Source organism: Nocardia abscessus, from assembly GCF_015477775.1.
GTDB lineage: Bacteria > Actinomycetota > Actinomycetes > Mycobacteriales > Mycobacteriaceae > Nocardia > Nocardia abscessus_A.
The window spans coordinates 24,434-51,064 of record NZ_JADLQO010000006.1 but is presented as its reverse complement, the minus strand read 5'-3'; the positions used below and the strand labels follow the sequence as shown (position 1 = coordinate 51,064).

The 26,631-nt window shown below is 67.9% G+C and carries 25 protein-coding genes and 1 riboswitch; of the genes, 13 read left to right on the top strand and 12 right to left on the bottom strand.

Translation table 11 applies throughout. From position 1 onward, the window contains the following. Positions 1-3 precede the first annotated feature (3 nt). Positions 4-1,464 (bottom strand): D-alanyl-D-alanine carboxypeptidase/D-alanyl-D-alanine-endopeptidase, encoded by a 1,461-nt coding sequence (gene dacB / locus IU450_RS17335; protein WP_416382880.1) that lies wholly within the window; start codon positions 1,462-1,464, stop codon positions 4-6. A gap of 195 nt (positions 1,465-1,659) precedes the next feature. Between dacB and IU450_RS17330 the strand changes: the two genes are divergently transcribed. Further along, positions 1,660-2,151 (top strand): inorganic diphosphatase, encoded by a 492-nt coding sequence (locus IU450_RS17330; protein ID WP_014348688.1) that lies wholly within the window; start codon positions 1,660-1,662, stop codon positions 2,149-2,151. Positions 2,152-2,288: 137 nt separating this feature from the next. Here the strand turns inward: IU450_RS17330 and IU450_RS17325 are convergent, their stop codons facing one another. Further along, positions 2,289-2,531, bottom strand: a complete 243-nt coding sequence (locus IU450_RS17325; RefSeq protein WP_195150811.1) for a hypothetical protein — start codon at positions 2,529-2,531, stop codon at positions 2,289-2,291. Positions 2,532-2,719: 188 nt separating this feature from the next. Further along, the gene (locus IU450_RS17320; RefSeq protein WP_195150810.1) at positions 2,720-3,541 is read right to left on the bottom strand and encodes a crotonase/enoyl-CoA hydratase family protein; all 822 of its coding nucleotides are present in this window, start codon (positions 3,539-3,541) and stop codon (positions 2,720-2,722) included. A 191-nt stretch (positions 3,542-3,732) separates the two neighbouring features. Between IU450_RS17320 and IU450_RS17315 the strand changes: the two genes are divergently transcribed. The 3 genes from IU450_RS17315 (at position 3,733) to IU450_RS17305 (ending at position 5,214) form a co-directional block, all read left to right on the top strand. Next, entirely contained in the window at positions 3,733-4,053 is a 321-nt protein-coding gene (locus tag IU450_RS17315; RefSeq protein ID WP_195150809.1) for a 2-oxo-4-hydroxy-4-carboxy-5-ureidoimidazoline decarboxylase, read from the top strand. Positions 4,054-4,107: 54 nt separating this feature from the next. Continuing rightward, positions 4,108-4,584 carry a YbaK/EbsC family protein gene (locus tag IU450_RS17310; protein ID WP_195150808.1) on the top strand — a complete coding sequence of 159 codons (477 nt, stop codon included), beginning with the start codon at positions 4,108-4,110 and terminating at the stop codon, positions 4,582-4,584. Positions 4,585-4,662: 78 nt separating this feature from the next. Next, entirely contained in the window at positions 4,663-5,214 is a 552-nt protein-coding gene (locus IU450_RS17305; RefSeq protein ID WP_416382879.1) for a flavin reductase family protein, read from the top strand. A gap of 90 nt (positions 5,215-5,304) precedes the next feature. Here IU450_RS17305 and IU450_RS17300 read toward each other — a convergent pair whose 3' ends face one another. Together IU450_RS17300 and IU450_RS17295 are read right to left on the bottom strand one after the other, a co-directional pair. Beyond that, positions 5,305-5,904 carry a Uma2 family endonuclease gene (locus IU450_RS17300; protein WP_195150807.1) on the bottom strand — a complete coding sequence of 200 codons (600 nt, stop codon included), beginning with the start codon at positions 5,902-5,904 and terminating at the stop codon, positions 5,305-5,307. A 75-nt stretch (positions 5,905-5,979) separates the two neighbouring features. Next, a complete protein-coding gene (locus IU450_RS17295) occupies positions 5,980-7,302 on the bottom strand; it encodes an aminotransferase class V-fold PLP-dependent enzyme (RefSeq protein WP_195150806.1) in 1,323 nt (440 codons plus the stop codon). Between the two features lie 46 nt (positions 7,303-7,348). Continuing rightward, a riboswitch (SAM riboswitch) is annotated at positions 7,349-7,462 on the bottom strand. A gap of 534 nt (positions 7,463-7,996) precedes the next feature. On the opposite strand from IU450_RS17295, the gene IU450_RS17290 reads away from it, so the two are divergent. Next, on the top strand, positions 7,997-11,908 hold the full coding sequence (locus IU450_RS17290) for a Pls/PosA family non-ribosomal peptide synthetase (protein WP_195150805.1): 3,912 nt from the start codon (positions 7,997-7,999) through the stop codon (positions 11,906-11,908). Then, positions 11,908-13,254 (top strand): M1 family metallopeptidase, encoded by a 1,347-nt coding sequence (locus tag IU450_RS17285; RefSeq protein WP_195150804.1) that lies wholly within the window; start codon positions 11,908-11,910, stop codon positions 13,252-13,254. The genes IU450_RS17290 and IU450_RS17285 overlap by 1 nt, the downstream gene beginning before the upstream one ends. Here IU450_RS17285 and IU450_RS17280 read toward each other — a convergent pair whose 3' ends face one another. Genes IU450_RS17280 through IU450_RS17270 form a run of 3 tightly spaced genes read right to left on the bottom strand, consistent with a single transcriptional unit; the run spans position 13,255 to position 14,345 of the window. Further along, complete coding sequence (locus IU450_RS17280; protein ID WP_195150803.1) at positions 13,255-13,440, bottom strand: hypothetical protein; 186 nt, start codon at positions 13,438-13,440, stop codon at positions 13,255-13,257. Between the two features lie 27 nt (positions 13,441-13,467). After that, on the bottom strand, positions 13,468-13,926 hold the full coding sequence (locus IU450_RS17275) for a DUF2752 domain-containing protein (RefSeq protein ID WP_195150802.1): 459 nt from the start codon (positions 13,924-13,926) through the stop codon (positions 13,468-13,470). 47 nt (positions 13,927-13,973) lie between these two features. Then, the gene (locus IU450_RS17270) at positions 13,974-14,345 is read right to left on the bottom strand and encodes a glyoxalase superfamily protein (RefSeq protein WP_228834727.1); all 372 of its coding nucleotides are present in this window, start codon (positions 14,343-14,345) and stop codon (positions 13,974-13,976) included. A 191-nt stretch (positions 14,346-14,536) separates the two neighbouring features. Here IU450_RS17270 and IU450_RS17265 point away from each other — a divergent pair, with 191 nt between their 5' ends. The 6 genes from IU450_RS17265 to IU450_RS17240 all read left to right on the top strand — a co-directional run bounded on the left by IU450_RS17265 (position 14,537) and on the right by IU450_RS17240 (position 21,723). Then, positions 14,537-15,589 (top strand): alpha/beta fold hydrolase, encoded by a 1,053-nt coding sequence (locus tag IU450_RS17265; protein WP_195150801.1) that lies wholly within the window; start codon positions 14,537-14,539, stop codon positions 15,587-15,589. 391 nt (positions 15,590-15,980) lie between these two features. Further along, the gene (locus IU450_RS17260) at positions 15,981-16,436 is read left to right on the top strand and encodes a hypothetical protein (RefSeq protein ID WP_195150800.1); all 456 of its coding nucleotides are present in this window, start codon (positions 15,981-15,983) and stop codon (positions 16,434-16,436) included. Positions 16,437-16,580: 144 nt separating this feature from the next. Next, positions 16,581-17,003 carry a PPOX class F420-dependent oxidoreductase gene (locus IU450_RS17255; RefSeq protein WP_195150799.1) on the top strand — a complete coding sequence of 141 codons (423 nt, stop codon included), beginning with the start codon at positions 16,581-16,583 and terminating at the stop codon, positions 17,001-17,003. A gap of 176 nt (positions 17,004-17,179) precedes the next feature. Then, complete coding sequence (locus IU450_RS17250; RefSeq protein WP_324197709.1) at positions 17,180-18,172, top strand: small ribosomal subunit Rsm22 family protein; 993 nt, start codon at positions 17,180-17,182, stop codon at positions 18,170-18,172. Positions 18,173-18,526: 354 nt separating this feature from the next. Next, positions 18,527-19,915, top strand: coding sequence for a cytochrome P450 (locus IU450_RS17245; RefSeq protein ID WP_195150797.1), 1,389 nt, complete (start codon positions 18,527-18,529; stop codon positions 19,913-19,915). Positions 19,916-20,100: 185 nt separating this feature from the next. Then, on the top strand, positions 20,101-21,723 hold the full coding sequence (locus tag IU450_RS17240) for a hypothetical protein (protein ID WP_195150796.1): 1,623 nt from the start codon (positions 20,101-20,103) through the stop codon (positions 21,721-21,723). A 72-nt stretch (positions 21,724-21,795) separates the two neighbouring features. Here the strand turns inward: IU450_RS17240 and IU450_RS17235 are convergent, their stop codons facing one another. From IU450_RS17235 to IU450_RS17225, 3 genes are all read right to left on the bottom strand, one after another. Then, a complete protein-coding gene (locus IU450_RS17235; protein WP_195150795.1) occupies positions 21,796-22,665 on the bottom strand; it encodes an alpha/beta fold hydrolase in 870 nt (289 codons plus the stop codon). Between the two features lie 185 nt (positions 22,666-22,850). Further along, positions 22,851-23,687: an alpha/beta fold hydrolase gene (locus tag IU450_RS17230; protein WP_195150794.1), complete on the bottom strand. Its 837-nt coding sequence runs from the start codon at positions 23,685-23,687 to the stop codon at positions 22,851-22,853. 296 nt (positions 23,688-23,983) lie between these two features. Next, on the bottom strand, positions 23,984-24,877 hold the full coding sequence (locus IU450_RS17225) for a LysR family transcriptional regulator (RefSeq protein ID WP_195150793.1): 894 nt from the start codon (positions 24,875-24,877) through the stop codon (positions 23,984-23,986). A gap of 151 nt (positions 24,878-25,028) precedes the next feature. Here IU450_RS17225 and IU450_RS17220 point away from each other — a divergent pair, with 151 nt between their 5' ends. Further along, on the top strand, positions 25,029-25,574 hold the full coding sequence (locus IU450_RS17220; protein ID WP_195150792.1) for a dihydrofolate reductase family protein: 546 nt from the start codon (positions 25,029-25,031) through the stop codon (positions 25,572-25,574). 268 nt (positions 25,575-25,842) lie between these two features. On the opposite strand, the gene IU450_RS17215 is transcribed toward IU450_RS17220, so the two are convergent. Next, positions 25,843-26,628 carry a MerR family transcriptional regulator gene (locus IU450_RS17215; protein ID WP_195150791.1) on the bottom strand — a complete coding sequence of 262 codons (786 nt, stop codon included), beginning with the start codon at positions 26,626-26,628 and terminating at the stop codon, positions 25,843-25,845. Positions 26,629-26,631: the final 3 nt, after the last annotated feature.

Sequence of the window (26,631 nt, the reverse complement as noted above, 5' to 3'; positions counted from 1 at the left end):
CCGTCACGAGCATCCACAATTTCGCAGCGTGCCTGCGATCGCATCCAACGCGGGCCTGCTCACCTCCGGCGGTCGGTCGTTCGACATCAGAGCGAAGGTCAGCACCCGCCCATCGGCGTCCAGCACATACCCGACCAACGCGCTCGACACCGACAGAGTTCCGGTCTTGGCCCGCACCCAGCCCGCTGCCTGGCGGTCGCGGGCGACGTAGCGGCCGGTCAGCGACCCCGTTGCGCCGGCGACCGGCAGAGCGTCGAGCATCGGAGCCAAGGTGGCGGCGACGCGGTCGTTCTCGGGCTTGGCCTTGGTACCGGCCGGTTGCACCGCCGTGGCGCCGGTCGGCTTGGCCGCGGTCGCCACGACCCGGTCGAGCAATCGCGCGGGAAGTCGGTCGTCGACCGAAAGCCCACTGCTGTCGTGCATATCCAGGCCGGTCAGATCGAAACCTGCCGTGCTCAGCGCCTTGCGCATCGCCGCGACCCCGCCGGCGAAGGACGCCTCGCCACCGGTGGCCGCGGCGAGCTCCCGCCCGATCGTCTCGGCGAGCACGTTGTCGGAGTACACCATCATGTCGCGCAGCCGGTCACGCAGCGGCGCCGACCGCACGGAGGCGACCTCGGCCGCGCCCGCGGGCGCGACGCCCGCCCGGACCCGCGCCGGGTCGAGCCCCAGCTCGGCGGCCAATCGCCGGCCCGCGTCCAGTGCGGGCGTGGCGGTACGCGGCGAGTACTCGACGAGGGGTTGCAAGCGGCCGCCGTCGATCATCACCGACTCGATCGGGGCGATGGAACCCTCCGGTATGTCGATCGGGTCCCAGCCCTTCGCCATGGTCGGGCCCGCGAACGCGGAGGTGTCGACGACGATCGTGTCCACCGGACGGCCCGCCGTCTTGATCTGGCCGACCAGGTCGGACAGACGCGGCCCGTTCGGGTAGTACCCCTTGCCGTCCGGTTGCGCGGTGAGCGTCGGATCGCCGCCGCCGACCAGCACCAACTCGTTCGGCGCGGTACCGGCGACCACCTTCGTCGTCACCCGGTGCTCGGCGGGCAGCGTGAGCAGGGCGGCCGCCGTGAGGAGGATCTTCGCGGTGGACGACGGGATCATCGGCCGGTTCGCGTCACCGCTCCACAGCACGATCGCGCTGTCGGCGTCGGTCACCTGCCCCGCGAACGCGCCGAGGTCCGGATTGCCGATCACCGGCGCCAGCGCGGCGGCGATCCCGGCGGCACTCGGCGCGGACCCGGTCGACCCGGCCGGAGCGATCTGCGGGGACGGCTCGACCGGCGCGGGCGCGGCGGTGATGGTCAGACCGCCGTGCCGGAACTCGTCGGTCCACGGCCGCACCGTGACCAGTGCCACCACGGCGACGGCGAGCAGCACGATCAGCGTGGTCGATATCCAGATCCATCTGTTGCGACGCCGCCGGGCGGCCAGCCCACCGATGTTCTCGTTGCCACCAAACACGTCGCCGCCGCTCTCCTGACCGATTCCCGCAGCAGCCGCCTGCCGCACCCATGTCCCCGCCGACCACACTATCCTCGTTGCGCAACCGTTCCCCTGAACAACCTGGCGAGTCGGCGCACTCCGCAGCGACCGAGTCGGCAGTCGCCGAAAGAAGCCGAGTCGCCGGGCTCGGCACCGATGCACGAAGGAGATGGCGTGGAGTTCGACGTCACGATCGAGATCCCCAAGGGTTCCCGGAACAAGTACGAGGTCGATCACGAGACCGGCCGGGTCCGGCTCGACAGGTTCCTGTACACGTCCATGGTCTATCCCGCCGACTACGGCTACATCGAGAACACCCTCGGCGAGGACGGTGACCCGCTGGACGCGCTGGTCCTGCTGCCCGACTCGGTGTTCCCGGGTGTGATCGTGGAGGCCCGTCCGGTCGCGATGTACAAGATGACCGACGAGGCGGGCGGCGACGACAAGGTCCTGTGCGTGCCCGCGGGCGACCCGCGCTGGGACCACATCCAGGATCTGAAGGACGTCCCGGAGTTCGAGTTGGCCGCGATCAAGCATTTCTTCGAGCGCTACAAGGACCTGGAGCCCGGCAAGTACGTCAAGGGCTCGGAGTGGGTCGGTCGCGCCGAGGCCGAGGCCGAAGTGGAGGCGTCCATTCAGCGCCTGAAGGACCAGGGCGGGCACTGAAAGTCAGCTGGGCACAACAAAGCGGGGAGTCCGTTCGGAACGGACTCCCCGCTTTTATTGTGTGGGCTGAAATTCAGGCTCCCGAAGGCGAAAAGGGACACCCGGATACCGAGTGCCCCTTCTCTGTGACAGGTGGCTCAGTAGTAGATGTAAAGGTCCCAGCCGTCCCAGTTCTCGATGCACTCCCAGTAGTAGCCGCCGGTGCTCGGCGACTCGCCGTCGGCGCGGCAGGCGTACAGCGTGGCGTAGGTGCCGATGTAGGTGCCGCCGTAAGCGACTTCCTGGTAAACCGGCGCGGCCGAGGCCGAAGCAGCCGTCGACACCCCGGCGACGGCGGCGATGGCCAGCAGACCAGCGGCGAAGAAGGACTTGATACGCATTGGTTCTACTCCTGAATGCGAGGCGAAATTTCCGACGTCCCAAACGATATGGGCGATCGGCGCCTCGCACACCCACCCCTAGGGTGAGGGCAACGCAACCCTGAGGCGAATCACCTTGCCCACCCTCGATACCCACCCTCGGGGGCCGGGCACGGCGCGCCCATGGCGATGCGGGCGCGCCGTGGAAGTCACTGGCCGCGGAACTCCGGCGGACGCTTCTCGAAGACGGCCTTGATCGCCTCGGTGAGATCCTCCGAGGGCAGGAACGCGGCATTCCACGCGGAGACGTAGCGCAGGCCCGCGGCGACCTCGTCTTTGCGGCGCTGATCCAGCACGTCCTTGACGCCCTGCACCACCAGCGGCGGGTTCGCGGCGATCTCGCGCGCGGTGGCGTGCGCCGCGTCCAGCGCCGCTTCCTGGTCCGGGAAGACGTCGTTGACCAGGCCGATCTTCTCCGCTCGTGCGGCGTCGATGTCCTTGGCGGTGTAAGCCAGCTCACGCAGGTGACCCTCGCCGATGATGCCGGGCAGCCGATGCAGCGATCCGATGTCGGCGACGATCGCGACCTTGGCCTCACGCAAGCTGAACCTGGCGTCCGCGCTGGCGTAGCGGATGTCGACCGCCGCGATCAGATCCAGCCCGCCGCCGATGCACCAGCCGGACACCGCGGCGATCACCGGCTTGCGGCAGTCCGCCACCGCCGTGACCGACGCCTGCATCTTGCGCAGATCGGTGAGGAAATCGGTACGCGGCGCGGCCAGGGCACGCTCGGCCAGCAGCGGACCGAACGTGCCGCTCATCGCGGGCAGGTCCAGACCGTAGGAGAAATGCTTTCCCGAGCCGGTCAGCACGATCGCGCGCACCTCCGGGTCGGCGTCCAGCGCCTGGAATACCTCCGGCAGCTCGCGCCAGAAGTCGGGACCCATCGCATTTCCCTTGCCGGGGCCGATCAGCGTCACCTGGGCCACGTGATCCTTGGTTTCGACGGTGAAAGCCTGCCAATCTGTCATTTGTACAGCGTATCGAGGTGACGCGCGCCCGGTATCCCGGCCCGGGAGATCCCGGTATGCAAGGATTCGCGGTGAAACTCCGCAGCGTGTAAATCCTGTGCAAAATGGCGGCGGCGCACTGGTTCCCGGCTCGCCGGACGGCGGATCATGGTCGAGTCAGCAAACCTCATTCATCGGGTTCGGAGGACACCATGCTGATGCATCGGGGAATCGGCCTGGACCGGTTCAACGAAATGCCGCGCGCCCGCGCGGTGCACGCCCTGTACGAGTGCTGCTGCAACGTCACGTGGGCCGCCACACTGAGCGACGCCCGACCGTATCCGGACCGGGACGCCCTGCTGACCAAGGCCGATCTCGAACTGCTCGCGCTGTCTCCGCGGGATGTCGACCGCGCCTTCGAAGCGGTTGCGCACGAACCGCTCTCGTCGCGCGATCTGCCCGAGTTGGCGCGGATCACCCGCGAACGGATCGCCGGGATGCTCGGTCCGAGCGAAGGCTACCCGGAATACTGAGCCCGCGATTCGACTTGTCCGGCGTACCGTCCGCAATCGCTCTACCCTGGTGAGATGCGCAGGTCGTCATTGCCACCGGTCGCCTGCCGGGTCGCGGACACCCTCATCTCCCGAGGTCATCACGGGCTCATCGTCGCCCAGCCGGAACCGACGCACACCGCTGCGGACGCCGCGCGCGCACTCGGCGTGGACGTGGGGGCGATCACGAAATCGCTGGTGTTCCTGCTCGACGACGACCCGGTGTTGCTGCTGGTGTCGGGCGAGCACCAAGTCGATCTGGCGAAGACCGGCGCGCGCCTGGAAGGCACACTGACCCGCGCTCCCGCCGATCTGGTGCGGGCGGTGACCGGTCAGCCCATCGGCGGCGTCGCGCCGGTCGGCCACCCGACCAACCTGCCCACCTGGGTGGACAACGCGCTGGGCCGCCATCGCGAGATCTGGGCGGCCGGCGGGCACCCGAACACGATCTTCCGCACGTCGTTCCCGGAATTGCTGCGGATCACCGCCGGTCTCCCGCTCGACGTGGACTGACTCAGGCGCGGGTCGCGAAAATCATGCCGAACGCCACACCCACGTCGCGTGCGGGGGATCCGGGCGTAGTTTCGTCATGTGACCGACGCACCACGCCCCGAGACGGAACTGCGGATCCCCGATGACCTGAGCGGCATCACCGCGGAGCAGTATCGCGCGTCCATGCGCCACTATCCGGCCGGCGTCACCGTCGTCACGCTGCGTTCGCCGCGGGGGCCGGTCGGCTTCACCGCGACCTCCTTCGCCTCGCTGTCCCTGGACCCGCCGCTGGTCTCGTTCAATATCGCGCACACCTCCTCCAGCCTGTCCGCCATGCTGGACGCCGAGTCCGTCGTCATCCACTTCCTCGGCGAACACCAGCAGCACCTGGCGCATCGGTTCTCCCGGACCGCCGAGGAGCGCTTCACCGACCGCGCGTTGTGGACCACCTTGGACACCGGCGAGCCGGTCCTGCACGGCACCCCCATCTGGCTACGCGCCACCGTGCACCAACTGATCCCCATCGGCGACCACACTTTCGTCGTCGGCTTGGTCACCCGGGTGCACGACAACACCGACGAGAAACCCGCCGCCGCGCCGTTGCTGTATTACAACGGGCGCTACTACCGCCCGACCGCACTGGGCGATTGACGCCACCTGCGGCCGCACCCGCACCACCGACTGCGCGTCGAGCGCGCGCCGGTCGCTTCAACGCCAGAAGGCTCGACACCGGCGGATATCTCAGCCGCCGTCCAGCACGGTGAAGCCGACATCGACCGGAAACGGATCGGTCAGCCGCAGCACATCCTGGTGGGTCTCCGCCAATCGGTAGCTGCGGCTCGCCCAGTCGAGACGATATTCCTGGATGATCTTGATCTTGCGATCCGCGGCCAGATGCACGATCAAATAGATCGGGATTCCTTCGTTCGCGTACTCCGCGCATTTGTCCACGGTGTCGGTGTATTCCGAACCCGGCGAGACCACCTCGACCACCAAGAGCACGTCGGCAGTCGTCAGTTTGAGGTCTCCGTCGATGCACCGGTGCCAAGCGACATCCGGGCGGCGAAACGAGAATCCGGGGCTTCCCGGACGGCTCCGCACGTAATGCATCTCGAAGTCGGTTACCACGCCGGTGCACGGCTCGGCCGGGCTCGCCTGCTCGAACGCGTTTGCCATCCGCCGGGCTACGTTGTTGTGCTCGAAGGTTCCGCTGCGGCAGACGATGACATGGCCGTCGACCACCTCGATCTGCCGCTGGATGTCCTCAGGAAGCGCCGTGTAGCCCTCCTCCGTGATGAGAAGGGCGCCCGGATCGGCGGCCCACACGGGCAGCATGCTCATAAGTCCGCCTCGAGGTTCGGGTTCGGATACGGCGATAGTATCCGGCGGCAGCGCCCGGATCCGGCGGACGCGAGGTCAGCCGACGAGGCAGGGGGCGGCGCCGGTGGGGGCGGTGGAGGTGAAGGGGCGGGTTTCGGGGGTGGGGTTCCAGAGGCCGTTGGTGGGGGCGTAGTTCCAGGTGGGGCCGGTTCGCGCGAGTGCGGCGAGCGCATCGATCAGGCGGTCCACGTCGTCGGAGGTGGTGCCGAGGCCGATGCTGGCGCGCAGTGCGCCGTCCAAGCCGAGGCGGGTGAGCAGCGGGTGGGCGCAGAAACGTCCGTCGCGCACGCCGATGCCGTGTTCGGCGGAGAGATAGGCGGCGACGTGGCCCGGAGCGAAGTCGTCGAGCGTGAAGGCGACGATGCCGACGGAATCGGGGCTGTCGATCCAGATGCGCAACAGCTGGACACCGGGAATCGCGGCCAAGCCGTCGCGCAGGCGGTCGGCGAGCCGGTGTTCGTGCGCGGCAAGGGTTTCGGCGTCGATGGCACAGAGCGCGTCACAGGCGGCCGCCAGCGCGGCGGCGCCGAGCACGTTCGGCGACCCGGCTTCGTGGCGCTGCGGAGCGGGCGCCCACTCGGCCCCGTCGATACTCACCTCGCGCACCGCCCCGCCGCCCGCGAGATAGGGCTTCGCCGCGTCGAGCCAATCCCGCCTGCCCACCAGCACACCCGCGCCGAACGGCGCGTACAGCTTGTGCCCGGAGAACGCCAAGTAGTCGATTCCGATGTCTCGCAAGCTGATCCGCCGATGCGGCGCCAATTGCGCCGCGTCCACGAGGATCCGGGCGCCGCACTGGTGGGCGATGGTGGCCAGCCGCTCCAGCGGAAGCACCTCCCCGGTCACGTTCGACGCGCCGGTCACCGCGAGCAATGCGGCGGGCCTGCTGCACAATTCGGCGACCAACCTGCCGACGGTCTCCTCGACCGTGTCGGCCGCCGCTACGACGCGGCGGCCGTGCCTGGTCCACGGCAGGAAGTTCGCGTGGTGCTCGACGTCGAGCACCACGGTGTCGCCGGGAACGCAGGAGGCGAGCAGATTCAGCGAGTCCGTGGTGTTGCGGGTGAAGACCACCACCTGGTTGTCGGCGGCGTCGAGGAACCGGGAGACCGACCCGCGGGCGGCCTCGTAGCACTCGGTGGAGATCCGGGAGGCGTAACCAGCGCCGCGATGCACGCTCGCGTAGTACGGCAGCAACTGCTGCACGCGGTCGGTCACCTGTGTCAATGCCGGCGCGCTTGCCGCGTAGTCGAAGTTGGCATAGGTCGCCGTTCCGCCCTGCACCAGCGGTACGCGCAGTTCGTCACCGGAGACTCGGGCGAGTGCGGCACAGGCGTTGTCGACAGCAGTAGTCGTCACGTGAAATCCCGTCGGCTCAGGGACCCGCAATCGAAATGATTCGTCGAGTCCGCGCTTGCCGCGCCCGGTCGGGCGGCGGCCGGGTCGTCACCCGGAGCACCCCACCGCGGAGGAGGGTTGCCGGCCAGCAAGCCGGGGCTTGACGCTGGCACTCATGACCTGACCCGAGAGTGGCAGAAGCGCCCCGGCGCTGTCAACCACGTTCCACCCGAGCTGCCATGAGCACCGCGTGGACATAACCACCACGCGAGAGCCATTACAAGCACCCCTACGACAGCGCGCGAGCCGCGTCGACAATCCCTGCTCTGTGGCCTGCCGCGCCTGTACTTCCGCGAACGGCTGCGAAAAGCCCGCCGTGGGCCTTTGCGTACTCGGCACCGACGTCAGCGCGCGGCGGAGAGTCTCGAGCGCATCCATGAGCGGAATCACACCCCCGCGCCAGCGATCTCCCGGCGAACCGACGGGACGCCCCGCCTACCAGCGGTTGCCTTGCGCGACGCGGCAAATATCGATCTCACCTGCAACAACGCGCTCCGCGCCGGCCGATCCCGCGCGAGGTTCGGTGAACAACGAACGACAGCAACCCCGGGTACCGTGGACGATTGGCCGTCGTGGCGTTTGCCCTTTGGTAACCCAGCTATGACACAACAACAGGAAAGCGTGAGGCAGGCCGATGGGAGGTGCGCAGAGCACCATGCTCGAGACAGACATCGACACGTCGGCGCGCCCGTTGTCGCGCGGCGACCGCGCGCCCGAGGCCAGGACGCTCGTGGACATCCTGACCGCCACGGCGCTCGCACACCCCGACGCTCCCGCCCTAGACGACGGCCGAGTGGTGCTGTCCTACCTGGAGCTGGTCGTCGAGATCGAGAAGACCATGGCCCGCCTCGCCACGGCGGGCGTGCGGCCGGGCGACCGGGTCGGCGTGCGCATGCCGTCGGGCACCCGCGGGCTCTACGTGACCATCCTCGCCATCCTGTACTCCGGGGCCGCTTACGTGCCGGTCGATGCCGACGACCCGGACGAGCGCGCCCACCTGGTCTTCGGAGAGGCGCAGGTCACCGCGATCGTGACCGCCGATGGCGTCGAGACCACCGCCGCGGGCATCCGCGCGGCGGAGCAGCAGCGCGAGCAAACCTGGTCGACGCTGCCCAGCCCCGGCGACGACGCCTGGATCATCTTCACCTCCGGTTCCACCGGCACCCCGAAAGGCGTTGCCGTCACCCACCGCAACGCCGCCGCCTTCGTCGACGCCGAAGCCGACCTGTTCCTCCGCGACGCCCCGATCGGCCCGGGCGACCGGGTTCTCGCGGGTCTGTCGGTCGCCTTCGACGCGTCCTGCGAGGAGATGTGGCTGGCCTGGCGCAACGGCGCCTGCCTGGTGCCCGCCCCGCGTGAGCTGGTGCGCACCGGCGCCGATCTCGGTCCCTGGCTGGTGCGGCGGGAGGTCAGCGTGGTCTCGACCGTGCCGACGCTGGCGGCGACCTGGCCGGTCGAGGCACTGGAGGCGGTGCGCCTGCTCATCTTCGGCGGCGAGGCGGTTCCGCCCGAACTCGCCGAACGTCTCGCCGGGAACGGCGATTCGGCTCGCGAGGTGTGGAACACCTACGGCCCCACCGAAGCGACGGTCGTCGCGTGCGCTGCGCGATTGGACGGCCAGTGGCCGATCCGGATCGGACTCCCGCTCAACGGCTGGGACCTGGTCGTGGTGGATCAGGCGGGCAACCCGGTGGCCGAGGGCGAATCCGGCGAATTGGTGATCGGCGGCGTCGGTCTGGCTCGCTATCTCGACCCGGTCAAGGACGCCGAGAAGTACGCGCCGCTGGCCTCCGTCGGCTGGGAGCGCGCGTACCGCAGCGGCGACCTGGTCCGCAACGACAGCGCCGGGCTGGTCTTCCTCGGCCGCGCCGACGACCAGATCAAGCTGGGCGGGCGGCGCATCGAACTCGGCGAGATCGACAACGCTCTGCAGCATCTCCCCGGTGTCACCGGCGCCGCGGCGGCCATCCGGACCACCAAGGCGGGCAACAAGATCCTGGTCGGCTACTTGACCGGCCCGGGACCGGAGTTCGACGCCAAGGCCGCGCGCGCCATCCTCACCGAACAACTCCCGGCTCCGCTGGTGCCCCGGCTCGCGGTGGTCGGGGAGCTACCCACCCGCACCTCCGGCAAGGTCGACCGCGACGCGCTGCCATGGCCGCTGCCCAACGCCGCCGAGGACGACGACGACAACGATCTGACCGGCACCGCGCAATGGGTTGCCGGACTGTGGGATTCCATTCTCGGCGCGGAGGTCGGCGACCTCGACGCGGACTTCTTCGATCTCGGCGGCGGCTCGCTCGCGGCGGCGCAGCTGGTCACGGCGCTGCGCGAACGGTATCCGCAGATCGCCGTCGCCGACGTCTACGATCATCCCCGCCTCGGCGCGCTGGCCGACCTGCTGGAGCAGACCACGCCCGCCGTTGCCGTCGCAGAGCGGACGGTGCGCCCGACACCACGCCTCGCGCAGGCGGCGCAGGTGCTCGCCACCATCCCGCTCACCACCCTCACCGGACTGCAGTGGCTCACCTGGCTGGCGATCGTCGGCAACATCGCCGCCTGGTCCGGCTCGCTGCCCTGGCTGCCGCAGCTGTCGTGGTGGTGGACGCTGATCGCGTTCCTGCTGTTCATCTCCCCGCCCGGCCGCATGGCGATCTGCGTGGCCGGCGCGCGGCTGCTGCTGCGCGGCATCGGGCCCGGCCGCTACCCGCGCGGCGGCTCGGTGCATCTTCGCCTGTGGGCCGCGGTCCGCCTTTCCGAGGCCAGCGGCGCCGAGAACCTCTCCGGAGCGCCGTGGATGGTGCCGTTCGCCCGCGCGCTCGGCGCGAAGATCGGCGAGGGCGTCGATCTGCACAGCCTCCCTCCGGTGACCGGCATGCTCGAACTCGGCGACGGTTGCAGCGTGGAGCCGGAGGTCGACCTGTCCGGTTACTGGATCGACGGCGACGTGGTGCATCTCGGCCCGATCACCATCGGCCCAGGCGCGGTGGTCGGCTCGCGCTCGATCTTGCTGCCCGGCACGAAGATCGGCAAGAACGCCGAGGTCGCGCCGGGCTCCGCGGTAGCGGGCAAGGTGAAGGCGGAGCAGGAGTGGGCCGGCTCGCCCGCGGTGAAGGTCGGCAAGGCCCAGCACCGCTGGCCGCCGCACACACCCCATCGAGCCCGGCACTGGGTGGGCATCTTCGGCATCACGTCGATGGCGTTGGCCGCCATGCCGATTCTCGGTATCGGCGCCGGTGGCGCGTTCCTCGCCTGGTTCGTTCGCGACACCGGCACGCTCGCCGACGGCGCGGTACGCGCGTTCGCCGTCCTTCCCCTCGCCACATTGCTCAGCCTGTGCGTCTACGCCGCGACGACCATCATCGCGGTCCGGCTGCTGAGCATCGGCCTGACCGAGGGCTACCACCCGGTGCGCAGCCGCGTCGGCTGGCAGGCCTGGGCCACCGAGCGGCTGATGGACTCCGCGCGCACCTTCCTGTTCCCGCTGTACGCCAGCCTGCTCACCCCGCTGTGGCTGCGCCTGCTCGGCGCCAAGGTCGGCAAGAGCGTCGAGGCGTCCACGGTGCTGCTGCTGCCGAAGTTCACCACCGTCGCCGACGGGGCTTTCCTGGCCGACGACACCATGATCGCCGGTTACGAACTCGGCGGCGGCTGGCTGCGCATCGGCGAGGCCAAGGTCGGCAAGCGCGCTTTCCTCGGCAACTCCGGGATGACCGCGCCCGGTCGACGTGTCCCGAAGAACGGGCTGGTCGCGGTACTGTCGGCGGCTCCGTCGAAGGCGAAGGCGGGCTCGTCCTGGCTGGGCAGCCCGCCGGTCCGGCTGCGCCGCGCCGCGGAGAGCGCCGACACCGCGCGTACCTTCGACCCGCCCGCCCGCCTGCGCGTCGCCCGCGGCGTCGTGGAGACCTGCCGCTTGCTCCCGGTCCTGGTGACCTTCGCGATCGGCCTCGGCGTGCTGTTCACCCTGGCCGCGCTGGCGCAAACCTTCGGCCACCTGGCCGCCGGACTGCTCAGCGGGCTGGTGCTGCTCGCGGCGGGCGCCGTCGCGGGAGCGAGCGCGGTGGCCGCGAAATGGTTGCTGGTAGGGCGCATCCGCACCGGCGAGCACCCGCTGTGGAGTTCGTTCGTCTGGCGCAACGAGGTCTCCGACACCTTCGTGGAAACGGTTGCCGCGCCGTGGTTCGCGCGTGCAGCGACCGGGACGCCCGTCCTGAACCTCTGGCTTCGCGGTCTCGGCGCGAGCATCGGCCGCGGGGTATGGTGCGAGTCCTACTGGCTACCGGAGGCGGACCTGGTGACTCTCGGCGACGGCGCGACCGTGGAACGCGGCTGTGTGGTGCAGACCCACCTGTTCCACGACCGGATCATGGCCATGGACACCGTCACCATCGGCGCGGGCGCCACCCTCGGGCCGCACTGCGTGGCACTGCCCGCCTCCGCCCTCGGCGACGGCGCGACCGTCGGCCCGGCCTCCCTGGTCATGCGCGGTGACGCGGTCCCCGCTTCGACGCGCTGGTGGGGCAACCCGATCGCGCCCTGGTTCACGGGCGATCCCGGGACGCGCTGATGGCGGGCAAGTTCTACGAAGCCCCCATCGACGACTACCTCCCGCAGAACGGCAACCGGGGGTATCGCGTTTCCCGGTACGAGCTCGAACTGGCCTACCGGGTGGCCGCCAACCGGCTCGCCGGACGTGCCGTGATCACTGCGGTGACCACCGAGGTGCGGCCCCGGTACGCGCTCGACCTCTCCCAGGCGCTGAGTGTCACGAAGGTGTCGGTCAACGGCGCCAAGGCGGCGAAGTTCACCCACCAGCACGGCAAACTGGTGATCGCGCCGAACCAGCGGATTCCGGCGGGCGGCGTGCTCTCGCTGGTGGTGCAGTACGGCGGCGCTCCGAAACCGGTGCGCGGGCCATGGGGGGAAGTGGGCTGGGAGGAACTCACCGAAGGGGCGCTCGTAGCCAGCCAGCCCAACGGCGCGGCGTCCTGGTTCCCTTGTGACGACCACCCGAGTTCCAAAGCGAGCTACCGGATTTCGATCACCACCGATTCGCCGTACTACGCGGTGGCCAACGGGACCCTGCTGCGCAAGCAGACCAAGGCCAGTCAGACCACGTGGGTCTACGAGCAGCCCGAACCGATGTCGAGCTACCTGGCCACCATCCAGATCGGCCACTATCGCAAGCACCGCGTCGGTTCTTCGCACTCCCTGGTGCCGATGCACGCCGTCCTGCCACCACGGCTGCGCGCCAACTTCGATTACGACTTCGCTCGTCAGCCGAAGATGCTGGAGGTCTTCAGCGAGAAGTTCGGCCCATACCCCTTCGAGGACTACACCGTGGTGGTCACCGACGACGAGCTGGAGATCCCGATCGAGGCGCAGGGCATCTCCATCTTCGGAGCCAACCACTGCGACGGCCGCCGCGGCGCCGAACGACTGGTCGCGCACGAACTGGCGCACCAGTGGTTCGGCAACAGCCTGACCATCCGGCAGTGGCGCGACATCTGGCTGCACGAAGGCTTCGCCTGTTACGCCGAGTGGATCTGGTCGGAAACGGCGGGCGGACCCACCGCCGATCAGTTGGCCCGCGCGGCCCGGCACAACCTCTCCCGGGAGCCCCAGGACATCGTCGTCGGCGATCCGGGACCACTGCGCATGTTCGACGACCGCGTCTACAAGCGCGGCGCGCTGACCCTGCACGCGCTTCGCCTGGAACTCGGCGACTCGGCATTCTTCGACCTGCTCCGCGAGTGGACCATCCGCTACCGCCACGCGTCGGTGACCACCGAGGAATTCACCGACCTGGCGGGACACTACAGCCTGGTGCCGCTGCGATCCCTGTGGGACAGCTGGCTGCGCGCCGAGCGACTACCGCAGCTGCCGCCCTACGGCGGCGCCTCGACCGCCTGATCAGAACACGAGGTAGCGCGCCGCCAGTTCCTCCACGAGCGGATCGTCCTCCGGGACGTGGGCCAGCGCGTCCAGATCGGTTTCGACGGCGATCTGCCGGGGGTCGTCGTGTTCGGTGTCCCGCGGGTCCTCGATGAGCTGGCGCAGTAGTTTCTGCCGCACCCTGGTCTTCAGCGAATCGTTCATACTTTCGGATGCCCCCCTCGCGCTTTGTTACACCGGTGTGAACAACGTTCCCCAGGGCGTATTGCGCAGCACCGTGTAGACCGCCAGCACTGCGAAGAAAGTCCACATCGTGGTCCGGCTGATCGAAGGCAACCGCATCTTCTGACCGCGCCACGCCCGTATGGTCCAGTCGGTCACCCATACCGCGAACGCGAGGACCAGCGGAAGCGCGAGCAAGTTGCTGTGCAGGGCATCGATGATCTGCCCGTCGGTGAGGTTGTGCACGGCCCGCATGCCGCCGCAACCGGGGCAGTACCAGCCGGTCAGCGCGTAGACCGGGCAGGTGCCGTAGGAGCCTTCGACGTGCGGATCGCGCACATGCAGCAGCACGCCGACGCCCAGTCCGACTCCTGCCACGAGCAGGGGAAGCCCGATGCCGCGCCAACCCGTCCTCGGCTCGGGCCCCAGGTCCGACGCGGGGCCGGGGGCAGTATGCGCGATCTCCACGAAGTCAACCGTAACCGTGCGGCGATCGTGGGCGCCACAGCAGCGCGCTACTTCGGCTGTGCGAACCGGAGCACGTTGCCGGACGGGTCGACCAGCTCGAAGCCCGGCCCGCCCGGACCGTCTTCGGGGGGACCAGGGTTGGCATAGCGGTAGCTTTTGGCCGCCAGCTCGGACTGCCAGGCGAACACGTCGCCGACCGCGATCCACACGACGCTGCCCGGCGTGCCGTCGCCATGGTGCTCGCTCAGATGGAACGTCGTCTCGGCCCGGGAGACCTGCGCGTAGAGCGGGAACTCCGCACCGAATCGATGTTCCCAATCGACCGTGAAACCCAAGTAGTCCCGGTAGAACTCGTAAGCCCGCGCGACGTCGAACATGCGCAGCACAGGGATCGCGGGGGCGAGGTGGATGGCGGCCATGCCGCGATCCTCGCATCGACCTCCGACAAGACCATTACATCGCGCGCGATGTTCTATCCCGAAATGATCTTTTGCCGTTGCAAATCCGGGGGTACTCCCCGATATAGACCAGGAATACCGTCCTACAGCGCTAGCACTAGCAAGCACTCTGCTTGCACTGTACGGTGACGGTGGACACAAAGGAGTGCTCGATGCTGGTGAAGTCGATGAGGACGCTGGCGGACGCGCGCAACGGTGCGCTGACCGCCGAATACCGTGCCGGACTGCGGTCCCGCACCTTCCGGACCGCGTCATTGAACGCACCGACCGCCCGCCACGCGGTCATCCCCGTCACCACCAAGGACGGCGCTCGCCTCCGTGTACACGCGTACGGTCCCGCCGAGGGCGACGTCATCGTCCTGATCCACGGCTGGAGTTGCAGCATCGAGTACTGGAACCCGCAGATCAACGCGTTCGCCGACCGGTATCGCGTGGTCTGCTACGACCAGCGCGGCCACGGCGCCAGCGAAATCGGTAAGTCGGCGCCCAGCAAGGACTCGCTGGCCGACGATCTCTCCGTGGTCCTGAACGCGACGCTCCGCCCCGGACAGCGCGCCGTGCTGGTCGGCCACAGCATGGGCGGGATCACCGTGCAGGCGTGGGCCGCTCGCTACCCGGAGCAGGTCCGCAAGCAGGCCGCCGCCGCCGTCCTGTTGAACACCTCCTCGGGCAACATCCGCTACGACACCGATCTGCTTCCGCTGCTGAACAAGCCGCTGACGCTGGCGGACCGGCCGATCACCGTGCTCGGCGCCACCGTGCGCATGCCGATGATCGTCGCGGAGACGCTGCTCACCGCCCCGGTCCCGCTGCCGGGCGGCTGGCCCGCCAGCGCCCTGCTCAAGGCGCGCGTGATGACGCCGCACGCGACCGCGGACCAGGTGGAATTCGCGCTGGGCATCGTGCGGTCGTGCCGGCCGCTCACGCGCGGCAGGCACGCAGCCGCCCTCGCCGACATGGATCTCGCCGAAGCAGCCGCATCCCTCACCGTGCCCACCACGGTGATCGCGGGCGCGCACGACCGCTTGCTGCCCGAGCGCATGTCCCGCCGCATCGCCGACGCGCTCGCCGAAACCGGCCACTTGGCCGCGTACCACGTGTGGCCCACCGGCCACCTGGGCAATATCGAGGCCGCCGACCGCTTCAACGCGGAATTGGCCGCCATCGCCGAGCGCGCCCATCTGCGCTCCGCAGTCGCCGGCTGACCCCGGAGGACGTTCTCCTGGGCCGGTCAACGGCGCCCGGTCCAGGAGTAACCGTCTCCCACGACAAACGCCGGGCTCGACGGCGCGACGCCCGTAGTCGGCACATGACCGACGCACAGGTCGGCTACCCCTCGCGCGCCGCGTAGATCCACCCTCTCCTGCCGTGCCCGCAGTCGTGTCGCGAACCGCCTAGTTCGTGTTCAACCCGTTTGCCCGTCAAATACTCTCCTGGGCGTCCATCAAGGAAATCGGCGCGCCAAATAGACGTATCCAGCGGTGATAGCTCGGATTCCCGCCGCTCGCGCCCCCATTTCGCCGGAACCGTTAACACACAGCGAACTCGAGTCGACACTCAGAAAGACAAGTTCTGGTTCCGGCGAAGGGAGCAGCGGTGAACGTCTGTCGTGGTGTGGCGGTCCTGGCTCTGGCCATAGGCGCACTTGCCGTGACCACCCCGTCCGCATCGGCGCTACCCCTCGGCGTTCCCCCGGCGCGAACCCTGTGCGGCGGCGGCGGTGCGGGTATCGGCATGATCGCCGCCCAATACGACCCCGACCGCAACTACGCCGACAACGCGACGCTCTGGCTCCGCCCGGAGTTCGTCTTCACCCCTGACCGGCCGGGCGGCTCCTGCGGCGCGGAGGTCACGGTGTCGTGGCGGAACTCCGACACCGGCGAGCTGGGCACTCTGCCCTCGATGTGGCTCGACGACGAAACACCGGCCGAGGAGCATGTCGCGGATATCTGGGTGCCGGTTCGCATACCCTCCGGTCTCGGCCGGGTGGAAGTCCTGATCGCGACCAACTTTCCGCACGTTCCTGGGAAGGGAGTCTTTGTCGTCACGTAGTTCGGTGTGGCGGACTGTTCTGCCCGGTCACCGCTGTGACCGCGCGGCTGCCTCAGCGATCTTCGCGAGTTGCCCGCGGGACCACCGGCAGGACTGCGACGTCCACGCGGGAATGAAAGCGCCGACCAGATAGTCGAACAGCACATGAGACTCGACGACGACGCTCGCGCACTCATCGGTTCCGGCGCGGACGCGACACTGGTGACCATCAACCCGGACGGCAGCCCGCAGGTATCGGTCGTCTGGGTGGCCTTGCAATCGACGCCCGAAGGCGACGAGCTCGTCACCGCCCATCTGGGCGTCTACCAGAAGATCCGCAATGTCCGCCGCGACCCGCGTGTGGCCGTGACCATCCTGTCCCAGGAACGCGGCGAGGTGATGCGCCCGTACCTTTCGGTCACCGGCACCGCCCGCGTTGTGGAGGGCGGCGCACCCGAGCTATTGCGCGAACTCGCCGAGACTTTGGCCAGCCCGAACGCCCAGTTCCCCCCGGCGGACGCCCCACCCGGGTACCTCACCCGCATCCGCATCGACAAGATCGGCGGGATCGGCCCCTGGTCCTCATGACGATCTGCGCACAGCTTCCAGCCTCAACCGATTTGCCCGCCACTCGGCCACCATGGCCACCTGCTCGGAAAATACTGTCGGCAAATCTCCTGTGAGTCGCCGGTTACCGCTGACCGGTGAGTGCGCGGCGCCATGACAGAATGGCGGCCCAGTCGTCACACAGAGGAGCTTTCGGGGTGGAACTGCCCGCCGAACTCGTCGAGGCCCTCGACCGGGCATGCGCGGGCGTTCCTCAGCGGCAACTCGCCGGGGCGGTCGACCGGCTGATCTCGCGCTATCGGGACCCGCGCCCGGCCTCGGCGCCGATCCTCGCATCGACCGCCGACGTCACCGCGTACGCCGCCTATCGCATGCCCGCCACCTGGGCCGCCGTGCGCAGTGCGCTCGAGCGGTTCGCCGAGCAGGCGCCCGGCTTCCGACCGGTGACACTGCTCGACGTCGGCGGGGGTACCGGCGCGGCGCTGTGGGCCGCAGCCGAACTGTTCCCCTCCTTGGCCGAGGCCACCGTACTCGATCAGGTGGACGAGGCCCTGCAGCTCGGGCGCAGGCTTGCGGCCTGCGCCGACGCCGCGGCGATTCGTTCTGCCGTGTGGCGGCAGACCTCGTTCGCCGAGCGGGAGGTATTCGGCGGAGCCGACCTCGTCACGATCTCCTATGTACTGAGCGAGCTGTCCGAGGCAGAGCAAGCCGCGCTGGTCGCCCGGTCGGCCGAGGGGGCGGAAGTAGTGACCGTCATCGAGCCGGGAACCCCCGACGGCCACCGTAGAATCCTGGCCGCACGCGACGTCTTGATCGATGCCGGTATGACCGTCGTGGCCCCCTGCCCGCACCAGCACGTTTGCCCGCTCGCCGCGGGCACGGACTGGTGCCATTTCAGCACGCGGATCAACCGGACCTCCCTCCATAGGCGGTTGAAGGGCGGCGAACTCGGCCATGAAGACGAGAAGTTCTCCTATGTCATCGCCTCCCGGACCGCGTACCAGCCCGCGCCGGGTCGAATCCTGCGGCACCCGCTCAAACGCAAGGGTCTGGTCACCATGCAGGTCTGCACGCCGGACGACGACGTACTACAAACCCTCGTCTCGAAGCGACAGGGCGAGGCATACCGCGACGCGAGGAACGTGGAGTGGGGCGACGCCTGGCCGCCATCCCGCCCTGCGGTGAATTGACCGTCGCGGCTCCGGGATTCGGCCATGCGAGATCGGCGTCCGGGCACCGCAGCAGCGGGCGTCGAGTAGGCCGCTGTTCGGATGGGCGGCTCGACAGGAGACTTCGTCCTGGCTACGTGGCGCTCGCCGTGTCCGGACCGGACAAATTTCCGACACAACTGGCCTGCGCCGACCCACTGAGCCGGTCAGCGGATCATTGAACGACCATCCCGCTCGTGCCATTCTGCCCGGGTACCGGTCGAAACACCTCACTGAATGGACGAGTCGCGATATGCGAGATTTTGCCACCACCTGGTTCCGGCGTTTCACCCGAGCCCGGGTCGCCCGGGCCTATCTGTACTACACATGCGATCAATGGCCGCCCGTAAACTGATCGATATCGGCGGATTCGTCGGAGATCTCGCGGACTATCAGCGAGACCCGCTGGCCTGGTTGCGGCGAGTTCAGCCCACCGAGGGGGACGGGGCACGGCTCGCCCGAGGAATCATCGCGGTGTTCGAACCGGACACCGTGCACCGCGTGCTTGCGGAAACGAATACGAACTTCGTCATCGATTCGGGCGGCATCGCCGGAGCACGAGGCCGCAGGGCGCGACTGGCCCGGCTCCCCGCTTGGATGCAGGTCCGGCGAGACCTGTGGCGCGGCTTCCGCGATGACATCGTCGACGCCCACATCGCGAGATCACCGCAATGGCTATCCCCGGATGACCTGAACAGCCTGGGGTCCGGACTGGTCCAAACATGCCGCGATCTCTGCGGGCGGGGAATCGCCGACTTCTGCCTCGGTGGCGATACCAGAACGCAGGAATTGATCGGCGACATACATGCTGCGGCCAAGGACCTGTTCGCCGGTTCCTACTCCGCGATCGATCGCGCCGAGGCCCGGGTGCGCTGGCTCCCCAGACCCGCTGCCGCCGCCGCGGATTCGGCCAACCGGAGACTTGTGGAGTTGCTCGCCGAGTGTATCGAGCTGCGCGCGAGCGCACCTCGGCCCGCCGTGCCGCGCGACCTGCTCGATGTCCTCCTCCACGATGCCGAACCGCGGTCGAAGGACCAGGTCCTCGCGGTTGTGCGGATGTCGATGTTCGCCGCGCCCGGCGTCCCCGGGGTCGCGCTGTCGTGGCTGCTTCTTCGTCTGGCCGACCACCCGGACATCCGAGAGCGGGTCACCGCCGAACTCGGTCGTAGCCGGTTGACCGCCGCCGGCCTGTCGGCCGAGGCCCCCTACACGATCTCGGTGATCCGCGAGACGCTGCGCCTGCATCCTCCGCAATGGATCCTCTCGCGGACCGCCGTTCGCACGACGGAGCTGGCGGGTCACCACATGAAACCGGGTCACGAAGTGATCATGTGCCCATATCTGCTGCACCGTGACCCTCGGTACTGGACCGAGCCGGAACACTTCGACCCCGATCGATGGGCCGGCGGAGTCGGCGCACACAGCAGGCACGCCTACATCCCGTTCGGCTCGGGCACGCGCATCTGCCCCGGATCCCATCTCGGCACCGTCGAGATGGTCCTCGCGGCACGGCATATCACCACCGCTGGAAACCTCCGTCTGCCTCGGCTGGCACAGGTCACTTCACAGTTCGCCACCCTGCTGCAGCCCGGCGACCATCGAGACGCAGGCATGGGTCACGAAGACGCCTCCAGTACGCCCGTAAGTCGGCACGTTTCACGATTCGTTGGTAGAACTCTGAGAGGAAGGGAACCGACGAGGCCGTCGCCTCGTCTAACGCTGTAGAAACACAGGCGGGCACGGGGGTGGAACCAGGTGCCCGCGCGAGCCAAACGGGGGCGGCATTGAGCGCGAGACCAGCAATTCACTTTCATGGAGGCAGTGGCGCATATGTTGCGCGCGAGCAATTCGCGCGCAAGTTCGCGGCGCTCTACGAAGCAGCGGGCAATCCGTCGCTGCGTAGCGTAGCGATGCGGGCACAGCGGCGTGCTCAGGAGTCACCGGAGACCGCACGCCCGGTGACCGTATCGGCGCAGCGGATCAGCGACTGGAAGGCCGGGCGCAATGTTCCCGCGCGATTCGAGACCCTGGCTCCTGTCTTGGTCGAACTCGGCAGAAGGGCACGGCGCAGAGCGGGCGTATCCGTCGAACTGCTGAGCATGCCGAGCTGGCGGGCGCTGTGGTCGATGGCGCGATCGCCGGTCACCGAACAAACCGGGACGAGCGAAGCTGTCCCCTATCCGGGCATCGACCCGTATCTTTCCGCGGCGACGCCCTTCGCGGGGCGGGCGCGTGCTGTGGACGAATTGGCCCGGCTGGTGCACGGTCCAGGCAGGTACATCGCACTTGTCGGTGCCTCCGGGGTCGGCAAGACGTCACTGCTGCGGGCAGGCCTACTGCCTGCGCTGCAGTCGACGGCTCCGACTCGGCAGACCGTAATGCTCAACCCCGGCCCGAATCCTGTTCGGTCACTGATCGAAGCCTCCGGATTCGGCAACGCCAACCACGGTCTCGACGGGCTACCCGAGCGGGTGAAACCGAACCGAAACGGCCGCCTGCTGATCATCATCGATCAATTCGAGGAGCTGTTCGCCGATCGCTCGAATCCGCAGCAGATCCCTCGTTTCCTCGCCGCGCTGAAGAAGATCGCGGAGTCCGCGCAGATCCTCTTCGCCATACGTGCGGATGCTGTTGCGGCGTGCACCGATCACCCGGATCTGGCCGAGGCAGTCGAGCGCAACAGCCTCACCTTGGGTTCGCTGGGTCCCCAGGAGATCGCCTCGGTGATTACCGAACCCGCACGTACTCGAGGAGTTACTGTCCAGCCAGGTGTGACCGAGCTATTGCAATCCACGCTGATCGACCGGCTATCGCCGCACCACACGCACCCCGGATTCGCCGAGCCCGGCGCGGTGCCGCTCTTGTCGATGACATTGCGCGCACTCTGGTCGACCCGCGAGAGGAATGCACTGACCGTGGCAGGACTCGCCCGGATCGGCGGCGTGCCGGGGATCGTGGAACGCATGGCCGAAACAGCCTGGGACATGCTCTCCGACCAGGAGAAAGCCGATTCGCGGCAATTGCTGCTCAATCTCGTCACCGTGCACACCGACGGCAGCGTTGTGCGCCGTTTCCTACCGCACGCCGAGCTGAGCCGTGTCGCCACCAGCACACCATCGGGCGCACAGCTGGTCACACGATTGACCCGATCCCGGATCGTCACCGTCGATGATCGGTCCGCCCATCTCGCGCACGACCTGCTACTCGCCTGGCGCAGGCTCAGCACCTGGATCTCGGAGGAGAGAACCGCTCTCATCTGGCGCAGGCGAACCGAATTCGACGCTGCCGAATGGCAATCGGCCGACCGCGATCCAGCACTCCTGTACCGCGGCGCCCGACTGGTGACCGCTCTGCGCCACGCGGACCCGCACCTGGCCAGCTGCGCAACCGAGTTCCTGGACGCTTCCATCAGATTCGAGCGAGATGCCGCCGCAACCATCGTCGCCTACCTCCGAAGCAGCGCCCGATACGGCACCCCTGCGCTCAGCACCGACCTCGGACTCCACAACACGCACTCGCCCATGACCGCATAACTGCTCCGACCATGATGCTGCACGCGGCGAAGCCGTGATCGAAAACCGATCACGGCTGGCCGGGTCGGAGCACTACCGGACAGTCGCCGACTCGAGGAATGAAGTGAGCGGCGGCAGGAGCAGATCGGACCGGTACATGATGTCGTAGTGCGTGGTGCTCGGGACTATTTCGAGCCGAGCGCTTGCGGCCTTTCCGGTGTCGAGCCGGGAGACCATGTCGGTGACGTGTTCTCGGTACAAGGCGTCGGATTCGGCGGTGAGCACCAGGGTCGGTGATGGGATCTTCGCCAGCTGCGCGGTCCAGTCGTAATCCTGGGTGAGCAGTTGACGGGTCTTGGTGACCAGGGACGTCCAGCCGGCCGGGTCCGGTGCGACGCTGCTGTAGAGCTGATAGAGAGGGGTGTCGCGCATGGCATCGGGGTTCATCGCGGCGATGCCGGCTCGGGTCTCGGGCCGCCAGCCGTCGGAACGGTAGGGCGCAGAAGCGATCGCCAATCGGCTGACCAGGTCCGGTGTACGGGCAGCCACCTGCAGCGCCACACCGCCGCCGAGTGAGTAGCCGAACAGATCGGCCTTGCCGAGATTCAAGTGGGTGATGAGCGCCGCGATACCGTCGGCCAGCGACTCGTAGCTCAGCGGACGCTCGCGATCGGGTGTGTGGCCGTGGGCCTGCAACTCCACCGAAATCACCTGACGATTCTTGGACAGCTCGGGGATGAACGCGCTGAAGGTGGATTCGGCAGTGGCCAGCCCACCGTGCAGCAGTATCAACGGCCGCCCGGTGCCATGTGTCTCGTAGTAGAGCCGACCGCCATTGATCTCGGCGTAGCGGCCTTTGCCGTCGGCGGACGTCTGATCAGCCGCAGCGGGCCGGCTTTCCGACGTGGACGCGCCGACGGTGGTGTCGTCGTTGCTGCAGCCGCTGATCAGCCCGGCGGACAAGCCATGGCGCTGAGAACGGACAGCGACACGATGCGGATTCGCATGGTTCGATCCTTTGGGTTTTGCAGATTACTGAGGGAAGGTGTGCGATCGGCAACGACGCCGTTTGCCGAAATGAAAAGACCGGCAGTTCGGCGCGATAAACTCTTTCGGAAATAGATGGCAGAAAGGCAGGCGACGGGCGATTACGCCGTGAATCGGTCTGCACCGGCGAGGAATTCACCGGCTACCGGAGCCAGGAGTCCGATGTCCGGATTGTGGCTCAGCTTCGCCACTTCCTCGTGCCGTGCATTCGGCAGCACGGCGGTAATGGCCCGAGCAGCGGAACGCAGCACGGCGCCGCTCTTGTCACCGGAAATGACCAGGGTGGGCACCTCGACGGTCGCCCAATCGGCGGGACGCAGCGCCTCACCGCGCATATACGGACCCGTGATCGCCCAATCATGGGCAGTGGCGGGGGCAGTAGCCAGCAGATTTTTCCAAAAGGGGGTGAAGCGCATGATCGTGGCGAACAAGCGCGGCATGCCCATCCCCTTGGTCATGTAGTACCTCACCACCTCGGCACGCCGGCCCGCGGCGATCAACTCGTGCAGCTTCACAGCCAGATCCGCTGGTGGAACGAAGTTGTCGTGGTTCGTGACGAACGGGGGCTCGAAGGCCACCACCTTGGTGATCCCTGGTACCCGCCCCGAGGCCGCGGCGAGAAGCGCCAAACCCGCTCCCGAGGACCAGCCGAAGATCGCGGCCTTGCCGCCGACCGCCTCCACCAGTGCGGCGAGGTCATCGATCTCGTTCTCTACGTCGTACACACCGGGCGAATCGGTGCTGTCACCACGACCGCGCCGGTCGTAGTTGACGATCGTGAGCCCGTACTCCTGGGCCAATTTCTCCGCCAACTCCACCATTTTCGGAAACGCCCGGTAGCTGAATGCTCCGCCGACCAGGATCACCGTCCCGGCGTTACCGCCGACGGTTCGATCGAATGCCAGATCGATGCCCCCGGGCGTGGTAATGGTCTCCAACGTTCATGCCTTTCTCAGCAGATAGTTTCAGCGGCAATGTCCGACACGCTCACCGATGAAGACGACGGCATGCTGCGAGATTCATCGCGGACCTTCTGTGATGCACGTCATATTTCTTTTCGGCCGCACCACGATTCTCACGAGATGCCCACAGCCGCAACAAGGAGCAAGTCGGCAACGCCGGGTGTAGCCACACTCAACGATCTCCAGGGCCGAACTGGAAATCGCCCGAACGGTCTTCTTCCGTGGGTGCCCGGGCTGTGGAGTACGCCGTCGACCGAATTCGACGCTTGCGGTCACTCCGAAAGCGCCGCCTCGGCGATCGTCTCGAGGAACGGTTGGACGAGTGGGTTCTGTCCCGCGCTCGGCCACATCAGGCCGTAGTCGATCGTCGGTGCGTCGTGGAAGGGGACGAACACGACGCCGGGTCGGGAGTGGAACCGTTCCGCGCGCAGGGAGACGGTGCTGACGCCGACGCCTTGGCTGACATGCACGAGGACCTCGGGCCAGAAGTTCGTTGCCGGTCCCTGCGGTATAGGCCGCCCCGATGCGGTCCGGCGCGGAAAGTAGTAGTCCATCCAGTAGCGCGGGATCAGCTCGTCAGCGAGGGTGATCAGCGTCGCGTCCGCCAGATCCTCCATGGACACCGACTCCCGCGCCGCGAACGGATGCTTCTCGGGGACCATCAGCGCGCGCGGTTCGGAGAACATGATCGCCCCCGTCGTGATGTCGGGTTCGGCGATGGGGAATTCGGTGAGCTGAAGATCGACGGCACCCGAACGCATCCGGCCGAGCGGATCGGTCAGCTGGATCTCTTCGACGTCGACGACAGTGTCCGGGTAGCGGATGCGGAACAGATCGGTCGCCCGCACCACCAGATTCCCGCACCAAGGTGCGGAGAAGCCGACTGTGATGGTCCGCTTGACGCTGTGGCCCCGGCTGGCCGCGGTGACGCTCGCGGCGATCTGGTCGTACGCGGGGCGCAACTCGTCGCGCAGCTGCTTGCCGAGCGGTGTGAGCGTCACCGTGCGGCTGTTGCGCTCGAACAGCGGTGCGCCGATGCGGCGCTCGAGCTTGCGGATCGTCTGACACATCCGGCTCGTCGTCACATGCAGGCGTTCGGCGGTCCTGCCGAAATGCAGCTCTTCGGCAAGCGTGAGAAAGGCCTCCAGCTCGTAACGTTCCAGCATTGCGCGTTCCTCGTATCGTGAAGCGGCACTCAACGTGCCGTGCTCGATTCCGGACTTGCCGCCCGCCGGATCGCCCTCGACGCTGGAAGTACCACGCCGCGCGCATACCGTGCCAGAGGAGGCGGCCTCCGACCGAACGGAGTTCATCAAGGTGAGCAAAGTTGTTGTCCTACTGAACATGTCCGTCGACGGGCTCGCCGGAGACCAGTCGTGGACGCGCGGGTTCACCGACGACGGCTATGTGAAATTCCGGCACGGTCAGCTCATGGAGAGCCGAGCGCTGCTTCTGGGCCGTATCACCTATGAGCAGCTGTGCCGGGGATCGCTCGCCCGCAACGAATCCGACACCTTCACCGCGCGTGTGCGAAGACTTCCCAAATACGTCGCGTCGAGGACACTGCGGCAGGTCGGCGACAATTCCGTGCTGCTCGACGGCGATATCACCGCGCAGATCGGCAAGCTGCGCTCGGAACCGGGGCAGGACTTGCTGGTCTACGGCAGCATCACCCTGGTCGAGCACCTGACCACACACAACCTGGTCGATGAACTCAAACTCGTCATCCACCCGATCGTCCTCGGCGCAGGGCGGCGCCTGTTCCCCACGGGCACACCCACGTCAGCCTGGCGGCTGGCCGGAACTCACACCTTCGACTCCGGCACCGTCGTCCTCGATTACCGTCCGGCACCGGCCTTGTGACGTCGCTGCGCGGATTCACCCGGGTACGGGCGAACCGCGACGACAACTGTTCCCACCGATAGCCGTCCGAGTTGTCACCGGCCAAGTGCCGCCGGGGAGCGGTGTCGTGAGCAGGTTCGGAGTCTGCTGCCGCCGGCCTGTTGGCAGGGCTGGTGTTCTAGGCGGCGGTTACGCATCGCCTCGAGCTGCGGCAGAGGTGGTGGGTCAGCGGACCCAGTGTCGGGGGCCGCTACGAGCCGAGCGGCCGGAAGACCGGAGCAGGGCTCGATCAGTGTGTGTCCGATCCAGGGATATCGACGCCGGCGGAGCGGAGCTTGGTCTCGACGAGCGCGGTCAGCCGGGCCGAGGCCGATGCCCGCTCTTCGCCGTGGTTGCGGATCAGCCTGTACCGGGTCGCGGCCTCGGTGCGGGCCTGCAGGCCGGTCACGATCTTCAGCAGTGCGGGGCTGGCGAGGTAGTGCTCGGCTATGGCAGTGGCGAGTTCGGCGATGCGCGGATCGTCCGGTTCCCACGTCGCGGCTTCCAGAGCGCGCTTGTTCAAATCGATGAACCGGCTGTCTTCGAGGGCCTGCTCGACATTGGTGAGGTAGTCGTCGAAGCCTTCTGGAACCAGTGCCTTGGCCAGCACCAGACCCTCCCGGCAGGACGCCACATCGGTCGGGGAGATGCCGAGGCCGGGCAGCCGCTCCAGCAGCGCCACGGCGCGGTCGGGCAACAGGGCCCGGTCACCGTCGGCTAGCCGGTGCAGTGTGTCGCGCCGGGCGGTCAGGTCCTCGATCCGTTCGGTGAGGTTGCGTTCGACGTCGGCGAGTGCCGCGGCGAACAGCGTGGCATCGGCGTCGAGCAGTGGCCCGACGTCGGCCAGCGACACACCGGCGGCGGCCAGGGCCCGGACCTGGACCAGCCGCAACAGCTCGGCCGACCCGTAGCGCCGGTAGCCGGAGCTGTCGCGTGGTGGTTCATCGAGCAGTCCGTGCTTGTGGTAGTGCCGCACGGTCTTGATCGTGACGCCGGCGAATGCCGCCGCCTGCCCGATCGTTACGCCGTTCATCATCCG